This window comes from Caballeronia sp. DA-9 (genome assembly GCF_051615025.1).
GTDB classification, from domain to species: domain Bacteria; phylum Pseudomonadota; class Gammaproteobacteria; order Burkholderiales; family Burkholderiaceae; genus Caballeronia; species Caballeronia sordidicola.
Genome location: NZ_CP195133.1, coordinates 2,530,047 through 2,553,114, shown reverse-complemented (window position 1 = coordinate 2,553,114; position 23,068 = coordinate 2,530,047). Strand labels below are relative to the sequence as shown.

Below are 23,068 nucleotides of genomic sequence, written 5' to 3'. Positions count from 1 at the left end.
CTTCCGGTGCTTCAATAATTATGTTCGCCGGTTCAAGGCGTGACCGAAACTTCAACATCGATAACCGTTTCGATTCTCCAGACGCTCGTGCCCTTGACCGCTTTATCGAGATCATCGAGGGCGGCGAGATGCGCGCTCAATTCTTCCTCCGACGCCATCAGCACCGGCAACTGCAAATCATCGAGCGCAATGCGCGGCGCATGTCCAGGACCGGACACAGGCATTTCGCCAAGCATGTCGATGACCAGGCTTTCCTGGCCGCGCGTCATGGCCAGATAAACTTCCGCGAGCAACTCCGAGTCGAGCAACGCGCCATGCAGCGTCCGGTGCGCATTGCTGATGCCAAAGCGGTCGCATAACGCATCGAGTGAATTGCGTTTGCCGGGAAACATCTGCTTCGCCTGTACGAGCGTATCGATCACGCCGCCGCACACGTCCTTCACGCAAGGCATGCCGAGGAGCGCGAATTCGACGTCCATGAAGCCAACGTCGAACGGGGCGTTGTGGATGATCAGCTCGGCGCCCGCCACGAAATCACGCAACTCGGCGGCAATGTCGGCGAAGCGGGGTTTATCGCTGAGAAATTCAGTTGTAAGGCCGTGCACCGCGAGCGCGCCCGGGTCGCTGTCGCGTCCCGGATTCACGTAAAAGTGCAGGTTGTTGCCGGTGAGCCGTCGATTCACAAGCTCAACACAGCCAATTTCAATAATGCGGTCGCCCGTGCGGGCATTGAGGCCGGTTGTTTCGGTATCGAGTACGAGTTGGCGCATAGAAATAAAAAATTATCCTTCCGCGAGTGAGGTCACGCCGCGATTCGCGAGCGCGTCGGCGCGTTCGTTTTCTGGATGGCCGGCATGGCCTTTCACCCAGCGCCATTCAATCTGGTGCTGGGCCACCAGCGCGTCGAGCCGTTTCCAGAGATCCGCGTTCTTGACGGGCGTTTTAGCGGCCGTCATCCAGTTTTTCTTTTTCCACCCGTGAATCCATTCGCTGATGCCTTTCTGCACATATTGCGAATCGGTGTGGATCACAACGCGGCACGGGCGTTTGAGCGCCTCAAGCGCCGAAATCACGCCCATCAGTTCCATGCGGTTGTTGGTTGTCGGCGTTTCGCCGCCGAACAATTCCTTTTCCTGGTCACCAAAGCGCAGCAGCGCGCCCCAGCCACCCGGACCGGGATTGCCCTTGCAAGCGCCGTCGGTGTAGATGTCGATTACTTTGTCGCTGGCAGTTTGTGTCATCAATGCTCGTTGCGTGTGTGCGGCGTGGCGACCGGAGCCAAGCCGGGCGCGAGTGCGGGTTTTTTCAGCTTGCGCGGCCCGATCAGGCGCATGCCGCGCACGCGTTTGACGGCGGTGATCATGTAGGCGGCGCCGAAGATCGGCCACCAGCGGTCGCCGGCGGCTTCCATGAACTGATAGCGCGCGAGCCACTGATCGGTGAGAAGAGGCGGACGATAACAGCCGAAGCGCCCGCGTTCAAGATCGAATCCGAGCAGCTTGATCCAGTCCTTGATCCGCGTGAACGCGATCATTTCATGCGCGGACGGCACGAACGGCTTGCCGGCGACCTTGCCGAGCGATTGCCGCGCACCCCACAAGCTGAGCGAATTGAAACCGAGAATGATCAACTGGCCCTCGGGCATCAGCACGCGTTCGGCTTCGCGCAACAAGCGGTGCGGATCGCTCGTGAATTCGAGCGTATGCGGCATGACGAGCAAATCGACGCTCTGCGCCTCGAACGGCAAGTCCAGCAGGTCACACCACACGGCGCTGCGCCCCTCTGGCGCGTGCAAACCACGGCTAGCCGATGGCAGCGCGGTCACGCCCGGCCGTACGTCAGCGGAAGCGGGCGGCGGGAGCGTGAAAGGCGCGCTGGCGGCGCTGGCGGTATCGAGCACGAGGCCGCGATACGGCATGCGATTCTCGCGCAATGCGTCGAGTCCGGGGAGACCCAACTGCAGCGCGTGATAGCCAAAAATATCCGATACCACTCGGTCGAGCTGCGCCTGCTCCCAGTCGAGCACATAGCGGCCGGGCGCGGAGAGCGTCCAGGCGGGCCAGTCTATAATCGTTCGCTCTGACATGTTCGGGTGAGTCGCCTTATGAAAACGCTTGAGTACGTGCCGGTTCCGGCGTTTGAAGACAACTACATCTGGGTGATTTCCGACGGCCAGGATGCCGTCGTGGTCGACCCGGGCGACGCCGCGCCGGTCGACGCCTATCTGACGAAGCGCGGCTTGCGGCTGACTGCTATTTTACTCACGCACCACCATCACGACCACGTCGGCGGCGTTGCAAAGCTGCTCGTTAGCCATTCGGCCGAGGGTGAAATCCCGGTGACCGGCCCGGCCAGCGAGAAGATCGACCATCTGACGCGGCGTGTGAAGCAGGGCGATATCGTCAGTATTGCGAGTCCGGCGCTGGAATTTTCGGTGATCGACGTGCCGGGGCATACGGCCGGGCATATCGCGTATTTCCAGGCGGCAGACCCGCAGGGTACGCCCCATCTATTCTGTGGCGACACACTTTTTGCAAGCGGCTGTGGCCGGCTCTTTGAAGGCACGCCAGAGCAAATGCTGAATTCCCTTGATGCGCTCGCCGCGCTTCCAGACGCGACGCGCGTTCATTGTGCGCATGAATATACGCTGTCGAACATCCGCTTTGCGCGCGCGGCGGACCCCGATAATCCTGCGCTCGCCGCATGGCAAAAAGAAGCGGAAAGCCTGCGCGCCCGCCATCGGCCGACCATTCCCACCACGCTTTCGCACGAACGTCAGGCCAATCCGTTCCTTCGTGTCGATAATAAAAAAGTCCAGGCCACGCTTGCTGCACAATTCAATCGCCCAGTGCACGATCGGCTTGATGCGTTCACACTCATGCGCGGCTGGAAGGACAAATTTCGCTAACCCGCGTAGCCCTGCGGATATCTTCATCTGAAACGTTGAAAAGCATTGCAGAGCCCGGATTTTGCTATGTTTTTTGCATTTATATTGACGTAAAGAGTGCGGTTCCGTACTATCGGGTCCAAATTTCCAAGCACATTTTTTGGAATCCGAGACGTTCATGCGATTGATTTTTAGCGCGCTACTCGTCCTGACTTTGGCTGCATGTGCCAGCCAGGGACCGACAGCGACCAATTCCCTATCTTCACTCCCTTCCGCCCAGAAGCAGCAAGCCGTAGCCGACACCATTCGCAAGACTGCCGCCGCCCGTGAAACGATCAACGTCGACAAGACATCAGTCGATTCGCTTTCCGGACCTGACGGCGACTTGTGGGGCCGTATCCGCCGTGGTTTCCAGATTCCCGATCTGCAAAGCGACCTCGTCGACATGCAGGTGAGCTGGTACGCGCAACGCCCGGATTACGTCGAGCGCATGACGGGGCGGTCGCAAAAATACCTGTATCACATTGTCGAGGAACTCGAACAGCGGCACATGCCGACCGAGCTCGCGTTGCTGCCATTCATCGAATCCGCCTATAACCCGCAGGCGCTTTCCGTGGCGAAGGCCGCCGGCATGTGGCAGTTCGTGCCGGGCACCGGCCGCGACTACAACCTGAAGCAGAACATGTTTCAGGATGAGCGGCGCGACGTGCTGGCGTCGACGAGCGCGGCGCTCGATTACCTGTCGCGGCTTCATGACATGTTCGGCGACTGGCATCTGGCGCTCGCCGCGTATAACTGGGGCGAGGGCAGCGTGCAGCGCGCGATCGCGAAGAACGAGGCGCTTGGTTTGCCCACGGACTACCAAAGCCTGCGCATGCCCAACGAGACGCGTAACTACGTGCCGAAGCTGCAGGCCGTGAAAAACATCATCGCGAATCCGCAGATGTATGGTCTCACGCTGCCGGATATTCCGAATCACCCGTATTTCGTGACCGTGACCACGGCGCGCGACATCGACGTGACCATGGCCGCCCGGCTCGCGGGCATGACGGTGGAGGAGTTTCGTTCGCTGAATCCGTCGTTTGCGAAGCCGGTGATTCTGGGCGCGACCAATCCGCAAATCCTGCTTCCTTTCGACAACGCCAACGCCTTCCAGAAAAACCTGAAGTCGTATTCGGGCGCGCTGTCGTCGTGGACCACTTATACGGTGAGCGAACGTGCGACGCCCGCTGTTATCGCGCAGAAAATCGGCGTGGACCCGGATACGCTGATGTCCGTGAACCGGATTCCGGCGGGCATGCGGCTGAAGGCGGGATCGACCATCGTGGTGCCGCGCGGCGATGACGATGACGAGGACATCAGCGCCGACGTCGCCGAAAGCGCCATGCTTGCCGTTGAACCCGATGTCCCGGATACGCGCAAGATGCTGATTCGCGTGCGCCGCGCGCAGTCCATGTCGACCTTCGCCGATCGATACAACGTCTCGGTCGGGCAGTTGAAGGGCTGGAACCGGACGCATCGCGATTCCGTGTTGCCAGGCCAGGTGATGGTGTTGCATGTGCCGGTTGGCCGTGCCGTGCCGGCGGAGCCGGGTCCGGTTCGCGTCGAGACGGTGAGCGTGACGAGCCGGACGAAGGGCGGCGTGACGAAGATCGGCACGCACGCACCGCAATCGAAGGGCGTTTCGTCGCGTAATGCCAAGGCCAGCGCCGCGCCAGCCAAGGTGACGCGCGTTGCCGAGAAAACCAGTGCGCCGGCGAAAGCGAAGCCGATAGCGGTCAAGCCGGTCGCGGCGGCGTCCAAAAGCACGAAGGCCGGCAAGGACAAAAAGAAATAACAAGCTGTCCACGCGGTCAAGAATCCACGCCGTCACCAAGGTGACGGCGTTTTCATTTGGGCGCGCACGTTAAACTGCCGCTTCAAATTCTATAAAGCCCCTGCGCTGCACATGACGTCCTCCGCCAGCCTTCGCGTGTTCTTCCTGTTCTCGGCCGGATACTTTGTTTCGTACGTGTTCCGTGGCGTAAACCTGGGCTTCGCCCCGTACATCACACATGATCTCGGGCTGTCGGCGGCCGATCTTGGCTTGCTTACATCGCTGTATTTTCTTGGTTTTGCCGCCGCGCAGATTCCCGTCGGCATGTTGCTCGACCGCTTTGGTCCACGCCGCGTCACGGCCGGCATGCTGCTTTTCGCGGCTCTCGGGATTGGCGTGTTTGGCGCGGCGCGGGGTATCGGCGGCATGATGGCGGGGCGCTTGCTGATCGGCGTTGGCGTGTCGGTGTGCATGAGCGCGGCGTTCAAGGCGCTGGCGCAAATCCTTCCCGTCGCGCAATTGCCCATGGTCAATGGCCTGGTCATGGCGGTAGGCGGTCTGGGCGGCGTGGTCGTCGGTTCGCCGCTCGCCTTGCTGCTCGGCGTGACCGACTGGCGTCATATCTGCTTTGGGCTCGTTGTCATGACGCTCGCGGTTGCCGTGGCCATCTTCGTATTCGCTCCAGAGCGCCGTGAAGGCGTGCATCGGAACGCGGATATGCTCACGCAGTTCAAGGGCACGTGGCATATCTTGCGCAGTGGTACGTTCTGGAAGATTGCATCGTTTCCGGTGGTGACGCAGGGCGTTTTTTACGCCATGCAGTCGCTCTGGATCAGGCCCTATCTGCTTGATGTCATGAACCTCAGCGCCGAATACGCAGCAGTGCTGGTATCGGTGCTCGGAATAGCAATGATGATCGGCTGCGTGAGTTTCGGCGCGGCGGCGCGCAGCCTGGCCAAACGCGGCGTCACCGTGTACGCCTTTTGCGGGTTCGGCATGGCGCTTTTCGTGCTTGTTCAGTTGCTGATGCTCGCACGTGCGCCGATTTCACCCGCGTTCCTGATTGCGTGCTACGGGATTTTCGGCGGGACGGGCATTCTGAGCTACGCCGTGATGGCCGAATACTTTCCGACGCACATGATCGGCCGGGCTCACAGCACGTTGACACTCGTGCTGTTCATCCTGATCTTCGGCCTTCAAGTCGGAATCGGCGCAATGCTGTCGCACTGGCCTGCGCAAGCCGGGCGCTATCCGGTCGTTGCGCACTTGAGCGTGTGGGGCGTGCTGATCGCACTGCAGATCGCAAGCGCCATCTGGTATGCATTGCCAGGCAGCGTTCTCGAAAAACACCGGGGCATGGCGTCTTAGCTGCGCGAAGGCCGCTGGGTATGGCTTGAGTACAGGGCCTGGAACGCGTCTTGCATACGGCGCGTCTCAAATTTGAAGGGAAGGGCTATTTCGGGCTATAATTCGAAGGTTTGAGCAAATCAACCTACACCCTAGCGCCTACCTCCCACTCACCGTTCATCCACCGCGCTCGAGGCGCCACGCCTCGGAACGCGATGCGCTCTGCGCCCGCCACGTACAAGGCCGCGCGCGACCCCACGGTCGGATGACAGGTCGGCAAACAGGGTGTTCCAAAGGAGCCTCCCGTGTTGCCGTCATTCTCTTCCGCAATCCTCGCACTCGCCGACGGCACGGTCTTTCGTGGTCATTCGATCGGTGCGTCCGGTCACACGATCGGCGAAGTGGTGTTCAACACCGCCATCACCGGTTATCAGGAAATCCTGACTGATCCGAGCTACGCGCAGCAAATCGTCACGCTGACGTATCCGCATATCGGCAATGTCGGCGTGAACGCTGACGATGTCGAATCCACCAAAGTCCATGCCGCCGGCCTGATCATTCGCGATCTGCCGGTGCTTGCATCGAATTTTCGTTCTGAACGGTCGCTTGCCGATTATCTGAAAGCCGAAAACGTCGTCGCGATTTCCAATATCGATACTCGCAAGCTCACGCGTATCCTGCGTGACAAAGGCGCGCAAAACGGCTGCATTCTTGCGGGCGACGACGAAGCGAAAGCCCTGGAACTCGCGCGCTCGTTCCCCGGTTTGTCCGGAATGGATCTGGCCAAAGTCGTTTCCACGAAAGAGCAGTACGAGTGGAAGCAGTCCGAATGGAAGCTCGAAAGCGGCTACGGCGAACAGACGGCGGCGCAGTATCGTGTGGTCGCGTTCGACTACGGCGTGAAGTACAACATCCTGCGCATGCTGGCCGAGCGCGGTTGCCACGTCACCGTGCTGCCCGCTGAAGCCACTGCCGCCGAAGCCCTTGCGCTCAATCCTGACGGCATCTTCCTCTCGAACGGCCCGGGCGACCCGGAACCGTGCGACTACGCCATCGCGGCAACGCGCGAGTTCATCAAGGCCGGCATTCCCACTTTCGGCATTTGCCTTGGTCACCAGATCATGGGCCTGGCGGTCGGCGCCAAAACCATGAAGATGAAAACGGGCCATCACGGCGCGAATCATCCGGTAAAGGATCTGGAAGACGGCCGCGTGGTGATCACGTCGCAGAACCACGGTTTTGCCGTCGATGCCGCAACGCTCCCCGCCAACGCAAAGGTCACGCACACGTCGCTCTTCGACGGCACGCTGCAAGGCTTCGCGCTCACCGACAAACCCGCTTTCTGCTTCCAGGGACATCCGGAAGCATCGCCGGGACCGAACGATCTTGCTTACTTGTTCGATCGCTTCGTTGGCCTGATGGAAGCGCAGAAAGAAGCCGCCTGAAGACGCGGGCTGGACCAGAACACGCAACACACATCATTGAGAGCAGTTATGCCGAAGCGGACAGACATCAAGAGCATCCTCATCATCGGCGCGGGACCGATCATCATCGGCCAGGCGTGCGAGTTCGATTATTCGGGCGCGCAGGCGTGCAAGGCGTTGCGCGAGGAAGGCTACAAGGTCATTCTCGTCAACAGCAATCCCGCGACGATCATGACCGACCCGAACACGGCCGACGTCACGTATATCGAGCCGATCACATGGGAAGTGGTCGAGCGCATCATCGACAAGGAACGCCCTGACGCAATCCTTCCGACCATGGGCGGACAAACCGCGCTCAACTGCGCGCTCGATCTGTTCCATCACGGCGTGCTGGAAAAGTACAAGGTCGAGTTGATCGGCGCGTCGCCAGAAGCGATCGATAAAGCAGAAGACCGCCAGAAGTTCAAGGAAGCCATGACGAAGATTGGCCTGGGTTCGGCCAAGTCGGGCATCGCGCATTCCATGGAAGAAGCGCTGCAGGTGCAGGCGGATATTGCCGCGCAGACGGGCAGCGGCGGTTATCCGACCGTGATTCGTCCGTCGTTCACGCTCGGCGGATCGGGCGGAGGGATTGCATACAACCGGGAAGAATTCGAGGAAATCTGCCGTCGTGGACTGGATTTGTCGCCCACGCGTGAACTGCTGATCGAAGAGTCGCTGCTCGGCTGGAAAGAGTTCGAGATGGAAGTGGTGCGCGACACCAAAGACAACTGCATCATTGTCTGCTCTATCGAAAACCTGGACCCGATGGGCGTGCATACCGGCGACTCCATCACGGTCGCGCCGGCCCAGACGCTCACCGACAAGGAATACCAGATCCTGCGCAACGCATCGCTCGCGGTGCTGCGCGAGATTGGCGTGGACACCGGCGGCTCGAACGTGCAGTTCGCGATCAACCCGAAGGACGGCCGCATGGTCGTGATCGAGATGAATCCGCGCGTGTCGCGTTCGTCGGCGCTGGCGTCGAAGGCGACGGGTTTCCCGATTGCCAAGGTCGCCGCGAAGCTGGCCGTGGGTTATACGCTCGACGAGTTGAAGAACGAGATCACCGGCGGTCAGACGCCGGCGTCGTTCGAGCCGACCATCGACTATGTGGTCACGAAGATTCCGCGTTTCGCGTTCGAAAAATTCCGCGAGGCCGATGCTCGCCTGACGACGCAAATGAAGTCGGTCGGCGAAGTGATGGCGATTGGCCGCACGTTCCAGGAATCGTTCCAGAAGGCGTTGCGCGGCCTGGAAGTCGGCGTCGACGGGCTCGATGAAAAGACCACCAGCCGCGACGAGGTCATTCGCGAAATCGGCGAGCCGGGTCCGGACCGGATCTGGTTCCTGGGCGACGCGTTCCGTCTCGGCCTGAGCGCTCTGGAAATCTTCGAGGAAACGTCGATCGATCCGTGGTTCCTCGCGCAAATCGAGCAGATCATCCAGAAGGAAAAGGCGCTGGGCGGTCGCACGGTCGAGAGCCTGACCAAGGACGAAATGCTGTATCTGAAGCAGAGCGGTTTCTCGGACCGGCGCTTGGCAAAGCTGCTGGGCTCGGATCAAACGGCTGTGCGCCGCCATCGCCACGCATTGAAAGTGCGTCCGGTCTACAAGCGCGTGGACACGTGCGCGGCCGAATTCGCGACAAAAACGGCCTACATGTATTCGACCTACGAGGAAGAGTGCGAAGCCAATCCCACGGACAAAAAGAAGATCATGGTGCTCGGCGGCGGCCCGAACCGGATCGGGCAGGGCATCGAATTCGATTATTGCTGCGTGCATGCAGCGCTCGCGATGCGCGAAGACGGCTATGAAACCATCATGGTCAACTGCAATCCCGAGACCGTTTCCACCGACTACGACACGTCCGATCGCCTGTACTTCGAATCGCTGACGCTGGAAGACGTGCTTGAAATCGTCGATCTGGAAAAGCCGGTTGGCGTGATCGTGCAATACGGCGGGCAGACGCCGTTGAAGCTCGCCCTGGATCTGGAAGCGAACGGCGTGCCTATTGTCGGAACGTCGCCTGACATGATCGACGCCGCCGAAGACCGCGAGCGTTTCCAGAAGCTGCTGCAAGACCTGAACTTGCGTCAGCCGCCGAACCGCACCGCGCGTGCCGAAGACGAAGCGCTGCGTCTCGCCGAGGAAATCGGCTATCCGCTGGTTGTGCGCCCGTCGTACGTGCTCGGCGGCCGCGCGATGGAAATCGTCCACGAACCGCGCGATCTCGAACGCTACATGCGCGAGGCCGTAAAGGTCTCGCACGATTCGCCGGTGCTGCTCGACCGCTTCCTCAACGACGCAATCGAATGCGACGTGGATTGCATTTCGGACGGCGAAGCGGTGTTTATCGGTGGCGTGATGGAGCATATCGAACAGGCAGGCGTGCATTCCGGCGACTCGGCTTGCTCGCTGCCGCCGTATTCGCTGTCGCAGGAAACCATCGACGAACTCAAGCGCCAGACCGGCGCAATGGCGCGCGCGCTGAACGTGGTTGGCCTGATGAACGTGCAGTTCGCTATCCAGCAGGTGCCGCGCGACGACGGCTCGAAACAGGACGTGATCTATGTGCTGGAAGTGAATCCGCGTGCTTCGCGCACGGTGCCGTATGTATCGAAGGCAACGGGTTTGCCACTCGCGAAAATCGCCGCCCGCGCGATGGTCGGCCAGAAGCTGGCGGCGCAAGGCGTTACGAAGGAAGTGATTCCGCCTTATTTCAGCGTGAAGGAAGCGGTGTTCCCGTTCGTGAAATTCCCGGCTGTCGATCCGGTGCTCGGACCTGAAATGCGCTCAACCGGCGAAGTCATGGGCGTGGGCCGCACGTTCGGCGAGGCGCTCTTCAAGTCGCAACTCGCGGCGGGATCCCGCTTGCCGGAAAGCGGCACGGTTCTCCTGACCGTGATGGACGCCGACAAGCAAAAGGCCGTGGAAGTCGCGACCATGCTGCACGAACTGGGTTATCCGATCGTGGCGACCAAGGGCACGGCGGCGGCGATCGAAGCGGCGGGCGTGCCGGTCAAGGTCGTGAACAAGGTGAAGGACGGACGTCCGCACATTGTCGACATGATCAAGAACGGTGAAATTGCGCTGGTCTTCACGACAGTGGATGAAACGCGCGCCGCAATCGCCGATTCGCGTTCCATCCGCATGAGCGCACAGGCCAACAAGGTCACGTACTACACGACCATGTCCGGCGCCCGTGCGGCGGTCGAAGGCCTCCGATATCTGAAGGACCTGGAAGTCTATGATTTACAAGGACTGCATGCTCGCCTAAACTAAGGCTTCTGATTCGAGTCTCAGCTGTATCAGCAGTCTCCAAGCGAAGTCTAAGCATCAAGGGCCGCGGTTAAGCGGCGTCTCCCAATTTTTACCGGGAGATGCACTTAACCGCGGTAATTTTTTTACGTCTGCATTTTTGCGTAATGAGTTGGTTATGAGCACAGTTCCTTTGACTAAACGTGGCGCAGCGTTGTTGCGCGACGAATTGCAACATCTGAAATCCGTGGAACGCCCGGCGGTCGTCAATTCAATTGCCGAAGCACGCGCGCAGGGAGACCTGTCGGAAAACGCGGAGTACGACGCCGCCAAAGAGAAGCAGGGCTTCATCGAAGGCCGGATTGCCGAGCTTGAGTCGAAGCTGGCGGGCGCGCAGGTCATCGATCCGACCGAGGTGGAAGCCGACGGCCGGGTGATCTTTGGCGCGACCGTCGAGCTGGAAGACCTGGATTCGGGCAAAACGGTGACGTATCAGATCGTCGGCGACGATGAGGCGGATATCGACCACGGCCTGGTTTCCATCAGCTCGCCCATCGCACGTGCGCTGATTGGCAAGACGGAGGGCGATGTCGCGTCGGTGCAGGCGCCGAGCGGCGCGCGCGAGTACGAAGTCATTGCGGTCAAGTACGTCTGATGGCTCATCGATTCTTTCGGATCGTCGCCATGATCTGGGTCGGCAGCGTACTGACTCTGGGCTACATTGCCGCACCCGTGCTGTTCAGCATGCTCGACCGGACCTCCGCGGGATCGGTCGCGGCGCAGCTATTTCGCATCGAGGGCATGCTGGGTGTCGCGTGCGCGCTCGTGCTGTTGGTCATGGCGAATCGCCTGGTGCGTACGGGTTTTGAAGAATATAAACGTACGCGCTGGGTAATCGCGGGCATGCTGTTGTGCGTGCTGATCGGCTATTTTGCGTTGCAGCCATTCATGAACGCGCTGCGTGTGGCGGCTCAAGAGGGCGGCATGGAACTCGCGCAATCGCCCTATGCAAGCCGGTTTGGCATGTTGCACGGCGTATCGAGCGCGTTTTATTTGATCGAGAGCGTGCTGGGGCTTGTGTTGTTCTGGCGTCTGCCGCCTGGACGATTCCCCGCGCAAACCGCTGTTCCGAAGGGCAAGACGGCCAGCGTCGCAGCGCGTCGCGCGCGCGGCTAAAAAAAGCCGGTGACGTCCGCGAATATCGGGACGTCACCGGCTCCTTTATTCGGGACGGCAGTTTATTTCGACGATTGGTGGTGACGCTTAGCGCTGGGCAAGCGCTTTTTCGCGCGTTTCACGTTGCCGCCCGCGGTCACGCGCTCGTTGCCGCGAACCAGCAATTTTTGCTTCTTCGGCTTGCGGACAACGGGGGCGTCTCGCGTGATCTTGACGACCTTGACCACGCGCGGGGCGCGGCCCTTGGCCGAGGCGTCGGCAGCTTCGCCGGCGCTCGGCGGCGCGACGCGGTTTGCGCCGCGAACGCCAGCGGTACGCGGCCGCCCGGCTGGTGCGGCATCGTCTTCCGGGCGCCACACCACGAGCAGCTTGCCGATCTGCTGGACGGGCGCTGCGCCCAGGCGGTCGCAGATTTCAGCGTAAGCGGCGACACGGGCTTCGCGGTCATCGCCGAAAACCCGGATCTTGATGAGCTGGTGCGCTGCAAGATGCACTTCGATTTCAGCCAGCACGGCTTCGGTCAGCCCTTCGCCGCCAATGAGTACAACGGGCTTGAGCGCGTGAGCCTGGGAGCGCAGGTCGGCTCGTTGGGCAGGAGAAAGTTTGAGAGCTGGCATGAGAAGTAACGGACTCGACTAAAATGAGAGGCGCCGTAGCGTAAAAGCGGCTAAACGGTCGCGATTGCAATAACAAAGACGGGCAGGGCGGAACGCCTTGCTCCGGACATGACGGGCGGCGCATGATGCGGCGAGCAAACGGACTTGATTTTAACGAATCTTTAATCGCCGGAACTCAGGTGCCGCACTTGGGGCCCACCTACTGCCAGATTGGCCGAAGTGCCTTGCGGGCATTGAGGCATCCAGCTATCAGTTCAGGCACCGCAGGCAAATACAAGGGCGCAACAGCGCCGAAACTAGCTGTCTACACCGACGAATGCTGCCTCAAATATGAGCAGCAGCCTGAATTAGACGCGTATTATCCGCTAAAAGCACAGTTTCACGCAGCAAGAGTTCATTCTTAATGGCAAAAAACCGCTTCAACTACTCGTGGCTGCACGACCACATCAACGACCCGTACGTGAAACTCGCCCAGCGCGAGGGGTATCGGGCGCGCGCCGCGTACAAGCTGAAGGAAATCGACGAGCAGGACAAGTTGATCAAACCTGGTCAGATCATCGTGGACCTGGGATCCACGCCAGGTAGCTGGAGCCAGTACGTACGCAACAAGCTCGCGAAAGGCGCGAACCGCGGCGACACACGCGAAGGTGGCATAGATGGCAAGATAATTGCGCTCGACATCCTGCCGATGGAACCCATTGCCGACGTGACGTTCTTTCAGGGCGACTTTCGGGAGGATTCAGTACTGGATCAGCTCAAAGAATTGGTCGGAGATCATCAGGTCGATCTTGTAATCTCGGACATGGCCCCCAACCTCTCAGGTGTTGCGAGTGCGGATGCAGCCCGAATGGAGCATCTGTGTGATCTGGCGCTGGAGTTCTCGCAAAACCACCTGAAACCGGATGGTGCCTTGCTGGTCAAATGTTTTCACGGCAGTGGCTATAGTCAGATCGTAGAAAAGTTCAAGCATCAATTCAAAATCGTCGCGCCGCGCAAACCCAAGGCGTCGCGGGATAAATCGTCCGAAACGTTTATTTTGGGCAGGCAACTCAAGCGTCGTGATTGAGGGTTGCCGGGGAAAATGCCTCGCAGGATCTGTTGTCCTGTGCGCATTTTGGCCGAAAGGGTCCAAAAATCGGATCCGGGCCGCTATCTTCCCGCTAGTTAAAGGTTATAGCAGGGGTTTGCGGTCTGGATTAGAATGCTTTCGTGGTGCCGCAAGGCGAATGTAGGCGCCCGTCTATGAGTGAAGGAGTGGTGCTTTGAACAACAATATGTTTTCTAAGGCAGCGGTGTGGCTGGTTATCGCACTGGTGCTGTTCACGGTGTTCAAGCAGTTCGACAAGCCCCGCGTCCAGGAAGGGGTGTCGTATTCGCAGTTCATGGACGACGCGAAGACCGGCAAGGTCAAGACCGTAACCGTGCAGGGCCGTAATCTCACCGTCACTCCCGCAGACGGTCAGAAATACCAGATCGTGTCGCCTGGCGACATCTGGATGGTCGGCGACCTGATGAAGTACGGCGTTCAGGTCAGCGGCAAGGCTGACGACGAGCCCAACGCGCTCGTTTCCGCGCTGTATTACCTCGGACCGACGATCCTGATCATCGGTTTCTGGTTCTTCATGATGCGGCAGATGCAGGGCGGCGGGAAAGGCGGCGCGTTTTCGTTCGGCAAGTCGCGAGCGCGGCTGATCGACGAAAACAACAACGCAATCAATTTCACCGATGTCGCCGGTTGCGACGAAGCAAAGGAAGAAGTTTCCGAGCTCGTCGACTTCCTGCGTGATCCGCAGAAATTCCAGAAACTGGGTGGCCGGATTCCACGCGGCGTGCTGCTGGTTGGTCCTCCGGGGACCGGTAAGACGCTGCTGGCGCGTGCCATCGCCGGCGAAGCCAAAGTACCGTTTTTCAGCATCTCCGGTTCCGACTTCGTGGAAATGTTCGTAGGTGTCGGCGCAGCACGGGTGCGTGACATGTTCGAACAGGCCAAGAAGCACGCGCCTTGTATCGTTTTTATCGACGAAATCGATGCTGTGGGCCGTCATCGCGGCGCTGGCATGGGCGGCGGTAATGACGAACGCGAACAGACGTTGAACCAGATGCTCGTGGAAATGGACGGCTTCGAAGCGAACTCCGGCGTGATCGTGATCGCCGCGACGAACCGTTCTGATGTGCTGGACAAGGCGCTGCTGCGTCCGGGCCGTTTCGACCGTCAGGTGTATGTGGGTCTGCCGGATATTCGCGGCCGCGAACACATCATGAAAGTCCACCTGCGTAAGGTGCCCATTTCGAACGACGTCGATGCTTCGGTGATTGCTCGTGGCACGCCGGGCTTCTCGGGCGCCGATCTGGCCAACTTGGTGAACGAAGCCGCGCTGTTTGCAGCGCGCCGCGGCAAGCGAATTGTCGAGATGGCGGATTTCGAAGACGCGAAAGACAAGATCTTCATGGGCCCGGAACGCAAGTCCGCCGTGATGCGTGAAGAGGAGCGCCGCAATACGGCGTTCCACGAGTCGGGTCACGCCGTGGTTGCCAAGCTGTTGCCGCACGCCGATCCGGTTCACAAGGTCACCATCATGCCGCGTGGCTGGGCGTTGGGCGTGACGTGGCAGTTGCCGGAACATGATCGCGTGAATCTGTATCGCGACAAGATGCTTGAGGAAATTGCCATTCTGTTCGGCGGTCGCGCAGCGGAAGAAGTGTTCCTGAATTCCATGTCCACAGGCGCTTCGAATGACTTCGAGCGCGCGACCAAGATGGCGCGCGACATGGTGACGCGCTACGGCATGTCGGACGTGCTCGGCACGATGGTTTATGTCGATACCGAGCAGGACGGCATGTTTGGCAAGATGGCGTCGAAGACGGTGTCCGAAGCCACGCAGCAAAAGGTCGATGCCGAAATTCGCCGGATTCTCGACGAACAATATGGTCTTGCCCGCAAGCTGCTGGAAGACAACCGCGACAAGGTCGAAGCCATGACGAAGGCGCTGCTGGAATGGGAAACCATCGACGCAGATCAGATCAGCGACATCATGGGTGGTCGTCCGCCGCGTCCGCCGAAGAATCTGCCACCGCCGTCGAGCGATCCTTCGGCTGGTGGCGGGAATACCGGCGCTGAAGTCAAACCGGGTAACGCGACGGCACCTGCTTCCGCCTGACGTGAACCCGAAGTAGTTGAAAGGGCTGGTGTGTTGTTCACACCAGCCCTTTTTCGTTTTTGAGCGCGTTGTCACCGCGGCCATGATCATGCAAACCCTTGTCCAGCCTCTTCAATGCGGCCGATTCACGCTCACGTTCGAACGCCCTCTGATTATGGGAATTCTGAACGTGACGCCCGATTCGTTTTCAGACGGCGGCCGTTTCGTATCCCGCGATGCTGCGCTCGCTCAAGCGGAAGCGATGATTCGCGACGGCGCCGACATGATAGATATCGGCGGCGAATCTACCCGGCCCGGTGCACCGGCCGTGCCGCTCAACGAGGAACTCGAACGCGTGATTCCGGTAATCGAGGCGTTGCGCTCGACGGGCGTGCCGCTTTCCATCGATACCTACAAGCCTGCCGTCATGAGCGCCGCGGTAAATGCGGGCGCAGACATGGTCAATGACATCTGGGGGTTTCGCCGTGAAGGCGCGCTCGACGCCGTCAAGAACAGCGCCTGTGGTTTATGCGTGATGCACATGCTGGGTGAGCCGGAAACCATGCAGAAGCATGAACCTGTCTACCGCGACGTTGTTGCGGAGGTCCGTGCGTTCTTCGATGAGCGGGTTCGCACATTGACCAAGGTTGACATCGCGCAAAATCGGATCTGTCTTGACCCAGGATTTGGCTTCGGCAAGTCCGTGACGGTTCATAATTACGACTTATTGGCCCATTTCGCCGACACGCGGCCCGCGAACCTGAATGTGCCGCTGCTGGCGGGTATGTCGCGCAAATCGATGCTCGGCGCCGTCACCGGCCGGGCTCATCCGTCGGAGCGGGTTGCGGCGAGCGTGGCGGCCGCGGTGTGCGTTGTGGAGCGGGGCGCGTCGATTGTGCGTGTGCACGATGTCGCTGCAACCGCAGACGCGCTCAAGGTTTGGCAAGCGGTTCGGGACGCGGCTGACCGTTCGCAGTAAAAGAGGGGCGCGACGGTATAGACCTCGCGCGGGCGGCACTCATCAACACACAACTAGATCAAGCGCGTTCTGCGCGAGGTACGAACAAAAAAATGGCACGTCGATATTTTGGAACCGATGGCATTCGAGGCAAGGTTGGCGAGGCGCCGATCACACCGGACTTTGTACTGCGCCTTGGCTATGCGGCCGGCAAGGTGCTCGCGGGCGCGGATCAATGGGCGCAGCGCGGCACTCGCCCGACGGTGTTGATCGGCAAGGACACGCGGGTGTCTGGCTACATGCTCGAGGCAGCGCTGGAATCGGGTTTTTCAGCGGCGGGCGTCGACGTGATGCTGGCTGGCCCGATCCCTACGCCGGGCGTGGCTTACCTTACGCGCGCCTTGCGTCTCGCTGCGGGCGTGGTGATCAGCGCCTCACACAACCCGTACTACGACAACGGCATCAAGTTTTTCTCCGCCGATGGCAACAAGCTCCCGGACGACGTCGAGTTGCAGATCGAAGCGCAACTCGACGAACCCATGTCCTGCGCTCCCTCGGAGTTGCTCGGCAAGGCACGCCGGCTGGACGACGCCCGCGGCCGCTATATCGAATTTTGCAAGAGTACGTTTCCGGCGAGTTTCGACCTGCATGGCCTGAAGCTGGTTGTCGACTGCGCGCATGGCGCAGCGTATGACGTGGCGCCCCAGGTATTTCACGAACTGGGCGCGGAAGTCGTGACCATCGGCGTGTCGCCGAACGGCTTCAATATCAATGACGGCGTGGGTGCAACGGCGCCCGACGCACTGGTCAAGGCGGTCAGGGAACATCAGGCGCATATGGGCATTGCGCTCGATGGCGACGCTGACCGTCTGCAGATCGTCGATGCCTCCGGCCGGCTCTACAACGGCGACGAACTGCTCTACGTGCTGGTCAACGACCGGATTGCGACAGACGGAAAAATCGACGGCGCGGTAGGCACGTTGATGACCAACATGGCGGTCGAAGTGGCCTTGAAAAAGGGCGGCGTGCAGCTCGTACGTGCGGCGGTGGGCGATCGTTATGTTCTCGAAAAGCTGCGCGAGAACAACTGGGTTCTGGGTGCGGAAGGCTCCGGCCACATCTTGTCGCTGGACCGGCATTCCACTGGCGATGGCATCGTCTCCGCGCTGCTGGTGCTTGCAGCGGTCAAGCGCAGCGGCCGCACGCTTGCCGAACTGCTGGAAGGCGTCAGCCTGTTCCCGCAAAAGCTGATCAACGTGCGCATGAGTCCGGGCGCTGACTGGAAGAGCAGCGACGCGATCAAGCGTGCCATCGCCGAGGCTGAGCGCGAGCTTGAATCGAAAGGGCGCGTGCTGATTCGCCCATCGGGAACCGAGCCGGTATTGCGCGTGATGGTGGAGGCGGCGTCGCAAACCGACGCTATCCGGCACGCGGAAACCATCGCTAAAGTCGTGAAGGACGCCACCGCCTGAGATCTTGGCACCTCTGCGCGACAACAAGAACGCCACGACCCGATCGTGGTGTTTTTTGTTATGCGCCGGTTTAAGAGCCTCGCAAACGTGTGCTTTTCAATCGGCTAATATAACTTTCAAGCCGTAAGCACGTTGTCACGCTGGCTTCATCATTCGTCATCGAACTGTCACACAGAGAACCTATCCTTCGCGGTGTCGAGCCACTTGCTCACAACCCTGGAGATCACATGAAATTGATGCACACCGCGCTCGCAGGCATCGTCGGCGCAATGTTCGCGATGTCGGCCCAAGCTGCCGACATCACTGGCGCGGGCAGCACCTTCGCTGCACCGATTTACACGAAATGGGCCGATACGTACCAGAAGTCGGGCGGCGGCAAGGTCAACTACCAAGGCATCGGTTCGTCGGGCGGCATCAAGCAAATCATCGCAAAGACGGTGGATTTCGCTGGCTCGGACGCACCCCTCAAGGATGACGAACTGGCGAAGGAGGGGCTTTTCCAGTTCCCGACAGTGGTTGGCGGCGTAGTTCCGGCGATCAACGTTCCGGGCATCAAGGCGGGCGAACTGACGTTGTCGGGCGAAGTGCTCGGCGATATCTATCTGGGCAAGATCAAGAAGTGGAACGCCCCGGCCATTGCCGCGCTGAACCCGAAGGTCAAACTGCCGGACACCGACATTGCCGTCGTGCGCCGCGCGGATGGTTCGGGCACGAGCTTCATCTGGACGAACTACTTGTCCAAGGTGAACGCCGAGTGGAAGAGCAAGGTTGGCGAAGGTTCGACGGTCAACTGGCCGACAGGCACGGGCGGCAAGGGTAACGACGGCGTTGCCGCGTTCGTTCAGCGTTTGCCGGGTGCTATCGGTTATGTGGAATGGGCGTACGCTAAACAGAACAAGATGACGTACGTCGACATGAAGAACTCGGCGGGCGCCGTGGTCGAGCCGAAGACGGAAACGTTCAAGGCAGCGGCAGCCAGCGCGGACTGGTCGAAGTCGTTCTACCAGATCCTGACGAACGAGCCGGGCAAGGACGCATGGCCAATCGTGGGCGCCACGTTCGTGCTGCTGCACACGACGCAGGAAAAGGAAGCGCAAGGTGCGGAAACGCTGAAGTTCTTCGGCTGGGCGTTCAAGAACGGTACGCAAGCAGCGAACGAACTCGACTACATTCCGTTGCCGGATTCGGTGACTGCTGAAATCGAAACGCAGTGGAAGGCGAAGGTGAAGGACGCGTCGGGCAAGGCGGTCGTTCAGTAAGCCTTATATGGGTTTGCATCGGGCGTATTGCTCGATACAAACTTAAGCAACACGCGCAGGCTTTCTGGTTCCTAGTCCTTTAAGTGCATCAAGATCCGCGCGGCAACCGCCGCGCGGTCCTTCCGAAGGCTCCCATGTCGGACATCAACCTCGCATCGACTCCGCCCGCAAGCCGCGCCCAGCGCGCTCCGGGACAACTCGGTGATATCGTTTTCGGCGGCCTTGCGCGGCTCGCCGCAGTGGTCACGCTCTTGCTGCTGGGCGGCATTATCGTGTCGCTGGTGGTGGCTTCGCTGCCCACGCTGCAAAAGTTTGGCCCCAGTTTTCTTTGGCGCTCCGAATGGGATCCGCAAACGGATAGCTTCGGCGCGCTCGTGCCTATCTACGGCACGATTGCCACATCGATCATTGCATTGATCATCGCCGTGCCGGTGAGTTTCGGCATCGCGCTGTTTCTGACCGAGCTCGCGCCCGCGTGGCTGCGCCGGCCGCTCGGCGTCGCTATTGAATTGCTCGCGGCGATTCCCTCGATTGTCTACGGCATGTGGGGCTTGCTGGTGTTTTCCCCGCTCTTCGCCACGTACTTCGAAAAGCCGCTGGGACACCTGCTTGGCGACGTCTGGCTGATCGGCCGCTTCTTTCAGGGGCCGCCAATTGGTATCGGCATTTTGTGCGCCGGCGTGATTCTCGCGATCATGATCATTCCGTACATTGCGGCAGTGATGCGCGATGTGTTCGAAGTCACGCCCGTGCTGCTCAAGGAGTCGGCGTATGGCATTGGCTGCACGACCTGGGAAGTCATGTGGAAGATCGTGTTGCCGTTCACGCGAACCGGCGTGATTGGCGGCGTGATGCTCGGTCTCGGCCGCGCGCTCGGCGAGACCATGGCGGTGACGTTCGTGATCGGCAATACGAATCTGCTCGATAACGTCTCGCTGTTTTCACCGGGCAACAGCATCACCTCGGCGCTCGCGAACGAGTTTGCTGAAGCGAGTCCGGGCCTGCATACGTCGGCGTTGATGGAACTCGGGCTGATCCTGTTCCTGATCACGTTCGTTGTGCTGTCATTGTCGAAGCTCATGCTGCTTCGCCTCGAAAAAGGGGAGGGCGGAAAATGAGCCAGCCCACGATGCAATTTCCCGGCTCCGGCAATCCGGAACGCGAAGCCTCCACGCGAATCAAGCTGCAGCGCCGCCGGCGCAGCAAGAATGTGGTTGCGCTGGTGTTGTCGCTGGCGGCAATGGCGTTCGGCCTGCTGTGGCTGATATGGATTCTCTTCACCACGGTGAAGCTGGGTGTTGGCGGCATGTCGATCGAATTGTTCACGCAGAACACGCCGCCGCCCAACACGGATGGCGGCGGTTTGCTCAACGCCATTGTCGGCAGCTTGATGCTTGTGGTGCTTGCCACGTTTATCGGTACGCCGCTTGGCGTGCTCGCAGGCGTGTATCTTGCCGAATACGGCGACAAGCGCTGGCTTGCAAGCGTGACCCGCTTCATCAACGACATTCTGCTGTCCGCGCCGTCGATTGTGATCGGCCTGTTCGTGTACGCAATCGTGGTCGCGCATTCGGGGCGTTTCAGCGGCTGGGCGGGCGTGATCGCGCTGGCGTTGCTGCAGATTCCTATTGTGATCCGCACGACCGAGAACATGCTGCGGCTGGTGCCGAATGCGCTGCGCGAAGCAGCCTTCGCGCTCGGTACGCCGAAGTGGAAGATGGTGACATCGATCACGCTGAAGGCATCAGTAAGCGGCATCGTGACGGGCGTCCTGCTCGCGGTTGCCCGGATTACCGGCGAAACGGCGCCGCTTCTGTTCACGGCGTTGTCGAATCAATTCTTCTCGTGGGACATGAGCCAGCCCGTCGCCAACTTGCCAGTCACCATCTACAAGTTCGCGATGAGCCCGTTCCCCCAATGGCAAGCGCTCGCGTGGGCCGGCGTGTTCCTGATCACGCTCGGCGTGCTCGGTCTGAACATTCTCGCGCGCACGATCTTCTCGAAAAAATAAGGCGGAAACTTCCATGAACACAGTCGCAGGCGATGTGAGCACCCGGAACGCCAGTCCGGCCACCGATGCAAACAAGGACCCCGTGGAACGCGGCGCCGTGCCGGGCAGTTTCAAGCCGACGCACCAGGCGCCTCCAGCCGGGTCGATGAAACCGAAGATCGAGGTGAACAACCTCAACTTCTTCTACAACAAGTTCCATGCGCTGAAGAACATCAACCTGCGCATTCCGGAGCACAAGGTGACGGCGTTTATCGGGCCGTCGGGTTGCGGCAAGTCCACCTTGCTGCGCACCTTCAACAAGATGTATGCGCTTTATCCGGAGCAGCGCGCGGAAGGCGAGATCCTGATGGATGGCAACAATCTGCTCGACACGCGCCGCGATATTTCGCTGTTGCGCGCACGCGTGGGCATGGTGTTTCAGAAACCGACGCCGTTCCCCATGTCGATCTACGACAACATTGCGTTCGGCGTGAAGATGTTCGAGCAACTGTCGCGCTCGGAGATGGACGACCGCGTTGAATGGGCGCTGACGAAAGCGGCGCTGTGGAACGAAGTGAAGGACAAGCTGCAGCAAAGCGGTTATGGCTTGTCGGGCGGCCAGCAGCAGCGCCTTTGCATTGCGCGCGGCATCGCAATCCGCCCTGAAGTGCTGTTGCTCGACGAACCGTGTTCCGCGCTCGACCCTATTTCGACGGGCCGGATCGAAGAATTGATCGCCGAACTGAAGAATGACTATACGGTGGTGATCGTCACGCACAACATGCAGCAGGCGGCACGTTGTTCGGACTACACTGCTTATATGTATCTGGGCGAATTGATCGAATTCGGCGATACGGAAAAAATCTTTATCAAGCCGTCCCGCAAGGAAACGGAAGATTACATCACCGGCCGGTTTGGGTGAGTCCGCGATGGATCTCTCGCAGTCATACGGGCTAAAAAAGGACTTCAGGAGCACATATGTCCGATAAACATTTGTCGAGCCAGTTCGACGCCGATCTGAACGCGGTTTCGTCCAAAGTGCTGGAAATGGGCGGCTTGGTCGAGTCGCAGATCATCAATGCCATGCAGGCGCTCAACGCGTTCGATATCGACATTGCCGACAAGGTGATTCTGGCCGAGCAGCGCCTGAATACCATGGAGGTCGAAATCGACGAGGAATGCAGCAATATCATCGCGCGCCGCCAGCCGGCCGCACGCGACTTGCGCTTGTTGATGGCAATCTCGAAGACCATTACGAATCTGGAACGCGCCGGCGACGAAGCCGAGAAAATCGCGAAGCGCGTGAAGCGGATCAACGAAGACGGCATGGGCCGCAACGTGAATATCGCGGAAATCAAGTTGTCCGGGGAAATGGCGGTATCCATCCTGCGCCGCGCGCTCGATGCATTCGCGCGCCTCGACACGGTTGCCGCCGCGCAGATCGTGCGCGACGACAAAGCCATCGACGAAGAATTCCGCGCGTTCGTGCGCAAGCTCATCACATACATGATGGAAGATCCGCGCATGATTTCAGCGGGACTCGATTATCTGTTCATCGCGAAAGCGGTTGAACGGATTGGCGACCACGCGAAGAACATTGCGGAATTCATTATTTACATTGTGAAGGGTACGGATGTCCGCCATGTGTCGCGCGATCAGCTTGAACGCGAAGCGCTGAGCTGAAG

The 23,068-nt window shown here is 59.9% G+C and carries 20 protein-coding genes; 16 read left to right on the top strand and 4 right to left on the bottom strand.

Annotation, left to right across the window (positions count from 1 at the left end; all coding sequences use genetic code 11):
• Positions 1 to 32 precede the first annotated feature (32 nt).
• The 3 genes from dnaQ to ACRWA7_RS27950 are packed head-to-tail and all read right to left on the bottom strand — an operon-like array spanning position 33 to position 2,086.
• Positions 33 to 770, bottom strand: coding sequence for a DNA polymerase III subunit epsilon (gene dnaQ / locus ACRWA7_RS27960; RefSeq protein ID WP_060819775.1), 738 nt, complete (start codon positions 768 to 770; stop codon positions 33 to 35).
• Positions 771 to 782: 12 nt separating this feature from the next.
• A complete protein-coding gene (gene rnhA / locus ACRWA7_RS27955; RefSeq protein WP_438393606.1) occupies positions 783 to 1,241 on the bottom strand; it encodes a ribonuclease HI in 459 nt (152 codons plus the stop codon).
• Entirely contained in the window at positions 1,241 to 2,086 is an 846-nt protein-coding gene (locus ACRWA7_RS27950; RefSeq protein WP_438393603.1) for a class I SAM-dependent methyltransferase, read from the bottom strand. Before ACRWA7_RS27950 ends, rnhA begins: the two co-directional genes overlap by 1 nt.
• An 18-nt stretch (positions 2,087 to 2,104) precedes the next feature.
• Here ACRWA7_RS27950 and gloB point away from each other — a divergent pair, with 18 nt between their 5' ends.
• The 7 genes from gloB (at position 2,105) to ACRWA7_RS27915 (ending at position 11,950) form a co-directional block, all read left to right on the top strand.
• Positions 2,105 to 2,908, top strand: a complete 804-nt coding sequence (gloB, locus tag ACRWA7_RS27945) for a hydroxyacylglutathione hydrolase (protein WP_438393600.1) — start codon at positions 2,105 to 2,107, stop codon at positions 2,906 to 2,908.
• Positions 2,909 to 3,065: 157 nt separating this feature from the next.
• Complete coding sequence (locus tag ACRWA7_RS27940; RefSeq protein WP_438393597.1) at positions 3,066 to 4,724, top strand: transglycosylase SLT domain-containing protein; 1,659 nt, start codon at positions 3,066 to 3,068, stop codon at positions 4,722 to 4,724.
• A 111-nt stretch (positions 4,725 to 4,835) separates the two neighbouring features.
• On the top strand, positions 4,836 to 6,071 hold the full coding sequence (locus ACRWA7_RS27935; RefSeq protein ID WP_438393595.1) for an MFS transporter: 1,236 nt from the start codon (positions 4,836 to 4,838) through the stop codon (positions 6,069 to 6,071).
• Between the two features lie 284 nt (positions 6,072 to 6,355).
• Entirely contained in the window at positions 6,356 to 7,495 is a 1,140-nt protein-coding gene (gene carA / locus ACRWA7_RS27930) for a glutamine-hydrolyzing carbamoyl-phosphate synthase small subunit (protein ID WP_438393593.1), read from the top strand.
• Between the two features lie 48 nt (positions 7,496 to 7,543).
• Positions 7,544 to 10,798: a carbamoyl-phosphate synthase large subunit gene (carB, locus tag ACRWA7_RS27925; protein ID WP_438393592.1), complete on the top strand. Its 3,255-nt coding sequence runs from the start codon at positions 7,544 to 7,546 to the stop codon at positions 10,796 to 10,798.
• 154 nt (positions 10,799 to 10,952) lie between these two features.
• Entirely contained in the window at positions 10,953 to 11,429 is a 477-nt protein-coding gene (gene greA / locus ACRWA7_RS27920; RefSeq protein WP_060819760.1) for a transcription elongation factor GreA, read from the top strand.
• Entirely contained in the window at positions 11,429 to 11,950 is a 522-nt protein-coding gene (locus tag ACRWA7_RS27915) for a DUF4149 domain-containing protein (protein ID WP_438393589.1), read from the top strand. The genes greA and ACRWA7_RS27915 overlap by 1 nt, the downstream gene beginning before the upstream one ends.
• A 62-nt stretch (positions 11,951 to 12,012) precedes the next feature.
• On the opposite strand, the gene ACRWA7_RS27910 is transcribed toward ACRWA7_RS27915, so the two are convergent.
• Positions 12,013 to 12,567 (bottom strand): YhbY family RNA-binding protein, encoded by a 555-nt coding sequence (locus ACRWA7_RS27910; RefSeq protein ID WP_060819757.1) that lies wholly within the window; start codon positions 12,565 to 12,567, stop codon positions 12,013 to 12,015.
• Between the two features lie 403 nt (positions 12,568 to 12,970).
• Between ACRWA7_RS27910 and ACRWA7_RS27905 the strand changes: the two genes are divergently transcribed.
• The 9 genes from ACRWA7_RS27905 (at position 12,971) to phoU (ending at position 23,066) form a co-directional block, all read left to right on the top strand.
• Positions 12,971 to 13,633 carry an RlmE family RNA methyltransferase gene (locus ACRWA7_RS27905; protein WP_213778909.1) on the top strand — a complete coding sequence of 221 codons (663 nt, stop codon included), beginning with the start codon at positions 12,971 to 12,973 and terminating at the stop codon, positions 13,631 to 13,633.
• Between the two features lie 196 nt (positions 13,634 to 13,829).
• Positions 13,830 to 15,725 carry an ATP-dependent zinc metalloprotease FtsH gene (gene ftsH, locus ACRWA7_RS27900; protein ID WP_060819754.1) on the top strand — a complete coding sequence of 632 codons (1,896 nt, stop codon included), beginning with the start codon at positions 13,830 to 13,832 and terminating at the stop codon, positions 15,723 to 15,725.
• Between the two features lie 88 nt (positions 15,726 to 15,813).
• Entirely contained in the window at positions 15,814 to 16,683 is an 870-nt protein-coding gene (gene folP / locus ACRWA7_RS27895; protein WP_438393585.1) for a dihydropteroate synthase, read from the top strand.
• A 92-nt stretch (positions 16,684 to 16,775) separates the two neighbouring features.
• Positions 16,776 to 18,134, top strand: coding sequence for a phosphoglucosamine mutase (gene glmM / locus ACRWA7_RS27890; protein ID WP_060819751.1), 1,359 nt, complete (start codon positions 16,776 to 16,778; stop codon positions 18,132 to 18,134).
• Between the two features lie 227 nt (positions 18,135 to 18,361).
• Entirely contained in the window at positions 18,362 to 19,393 is a 1,032-nt protein-coding gene (gene pstS, locus ACRWA7_RS27885) for a phosphate ABC transporter substrate-binding protein PstS (protein ID WP_438393582.1), read from the top strand.
• A gap of 134 nt (positions 19,394 to 19,527) precedes the next feature.
• Positions 19,528 to 20,511, top strand: coding sequence for a phosphate ABC transporter permease PstC (pstC, locus tag ACRWA7_RS27880; protein WP_060856145.1), 984 nt, complete (start codon positions 19,528 to 19,530; stop codon positions 20,509 to 20,511).
• The gene (gene pstA, locus ACRWA7_RS27875) at positions 20,508 to 21,404 is read left to right on the top strand and encodes a phosphate ABC transporter permease PstA (RefSeq protein ID WP_060819749.1); all 897 of its coding nucleotides are present in this window, start codon (positions 20,508 to 20,510) and stop codon (positions 21,402 to 21,404) included. The genes pstC and pstA overlap by 4 nt, the downstream gene beginning before the upstream one ends.
• Before the next feature lie 145 nt (positions 21,405 to 21,549).
• Positions 21,550 to 22,305 (top strand): phosphate ABC transporter ATP-binding protein PstB, encoded by a 756-nt coding sequence (gene pstB / locus ACRWA7_RS27870; RefSeq protein ID WP_172811968.1) that lies wholly within the window; start codon positions 21,550 to 21,552, stop codon positions 22,303 to 22,305.
• A gap of 56 nt (positions 22,306 to 22,361) precedes the next feature.
• Positions 22,362 to 23,066 (top strand): phosphate signaling complex protein PhoU, encoded by a 705-nt coding sequence (phoU, locus tag ACRWA7_RS27865; RefSeq protein ID WP_060819747.1) that lies wholly within the window; start codon positions 22,362 to 22,364, stop codon positions 23,064 to 23,066.
• Positions 23,067 to 23,068: the final 2 nt, after the last annotated feature.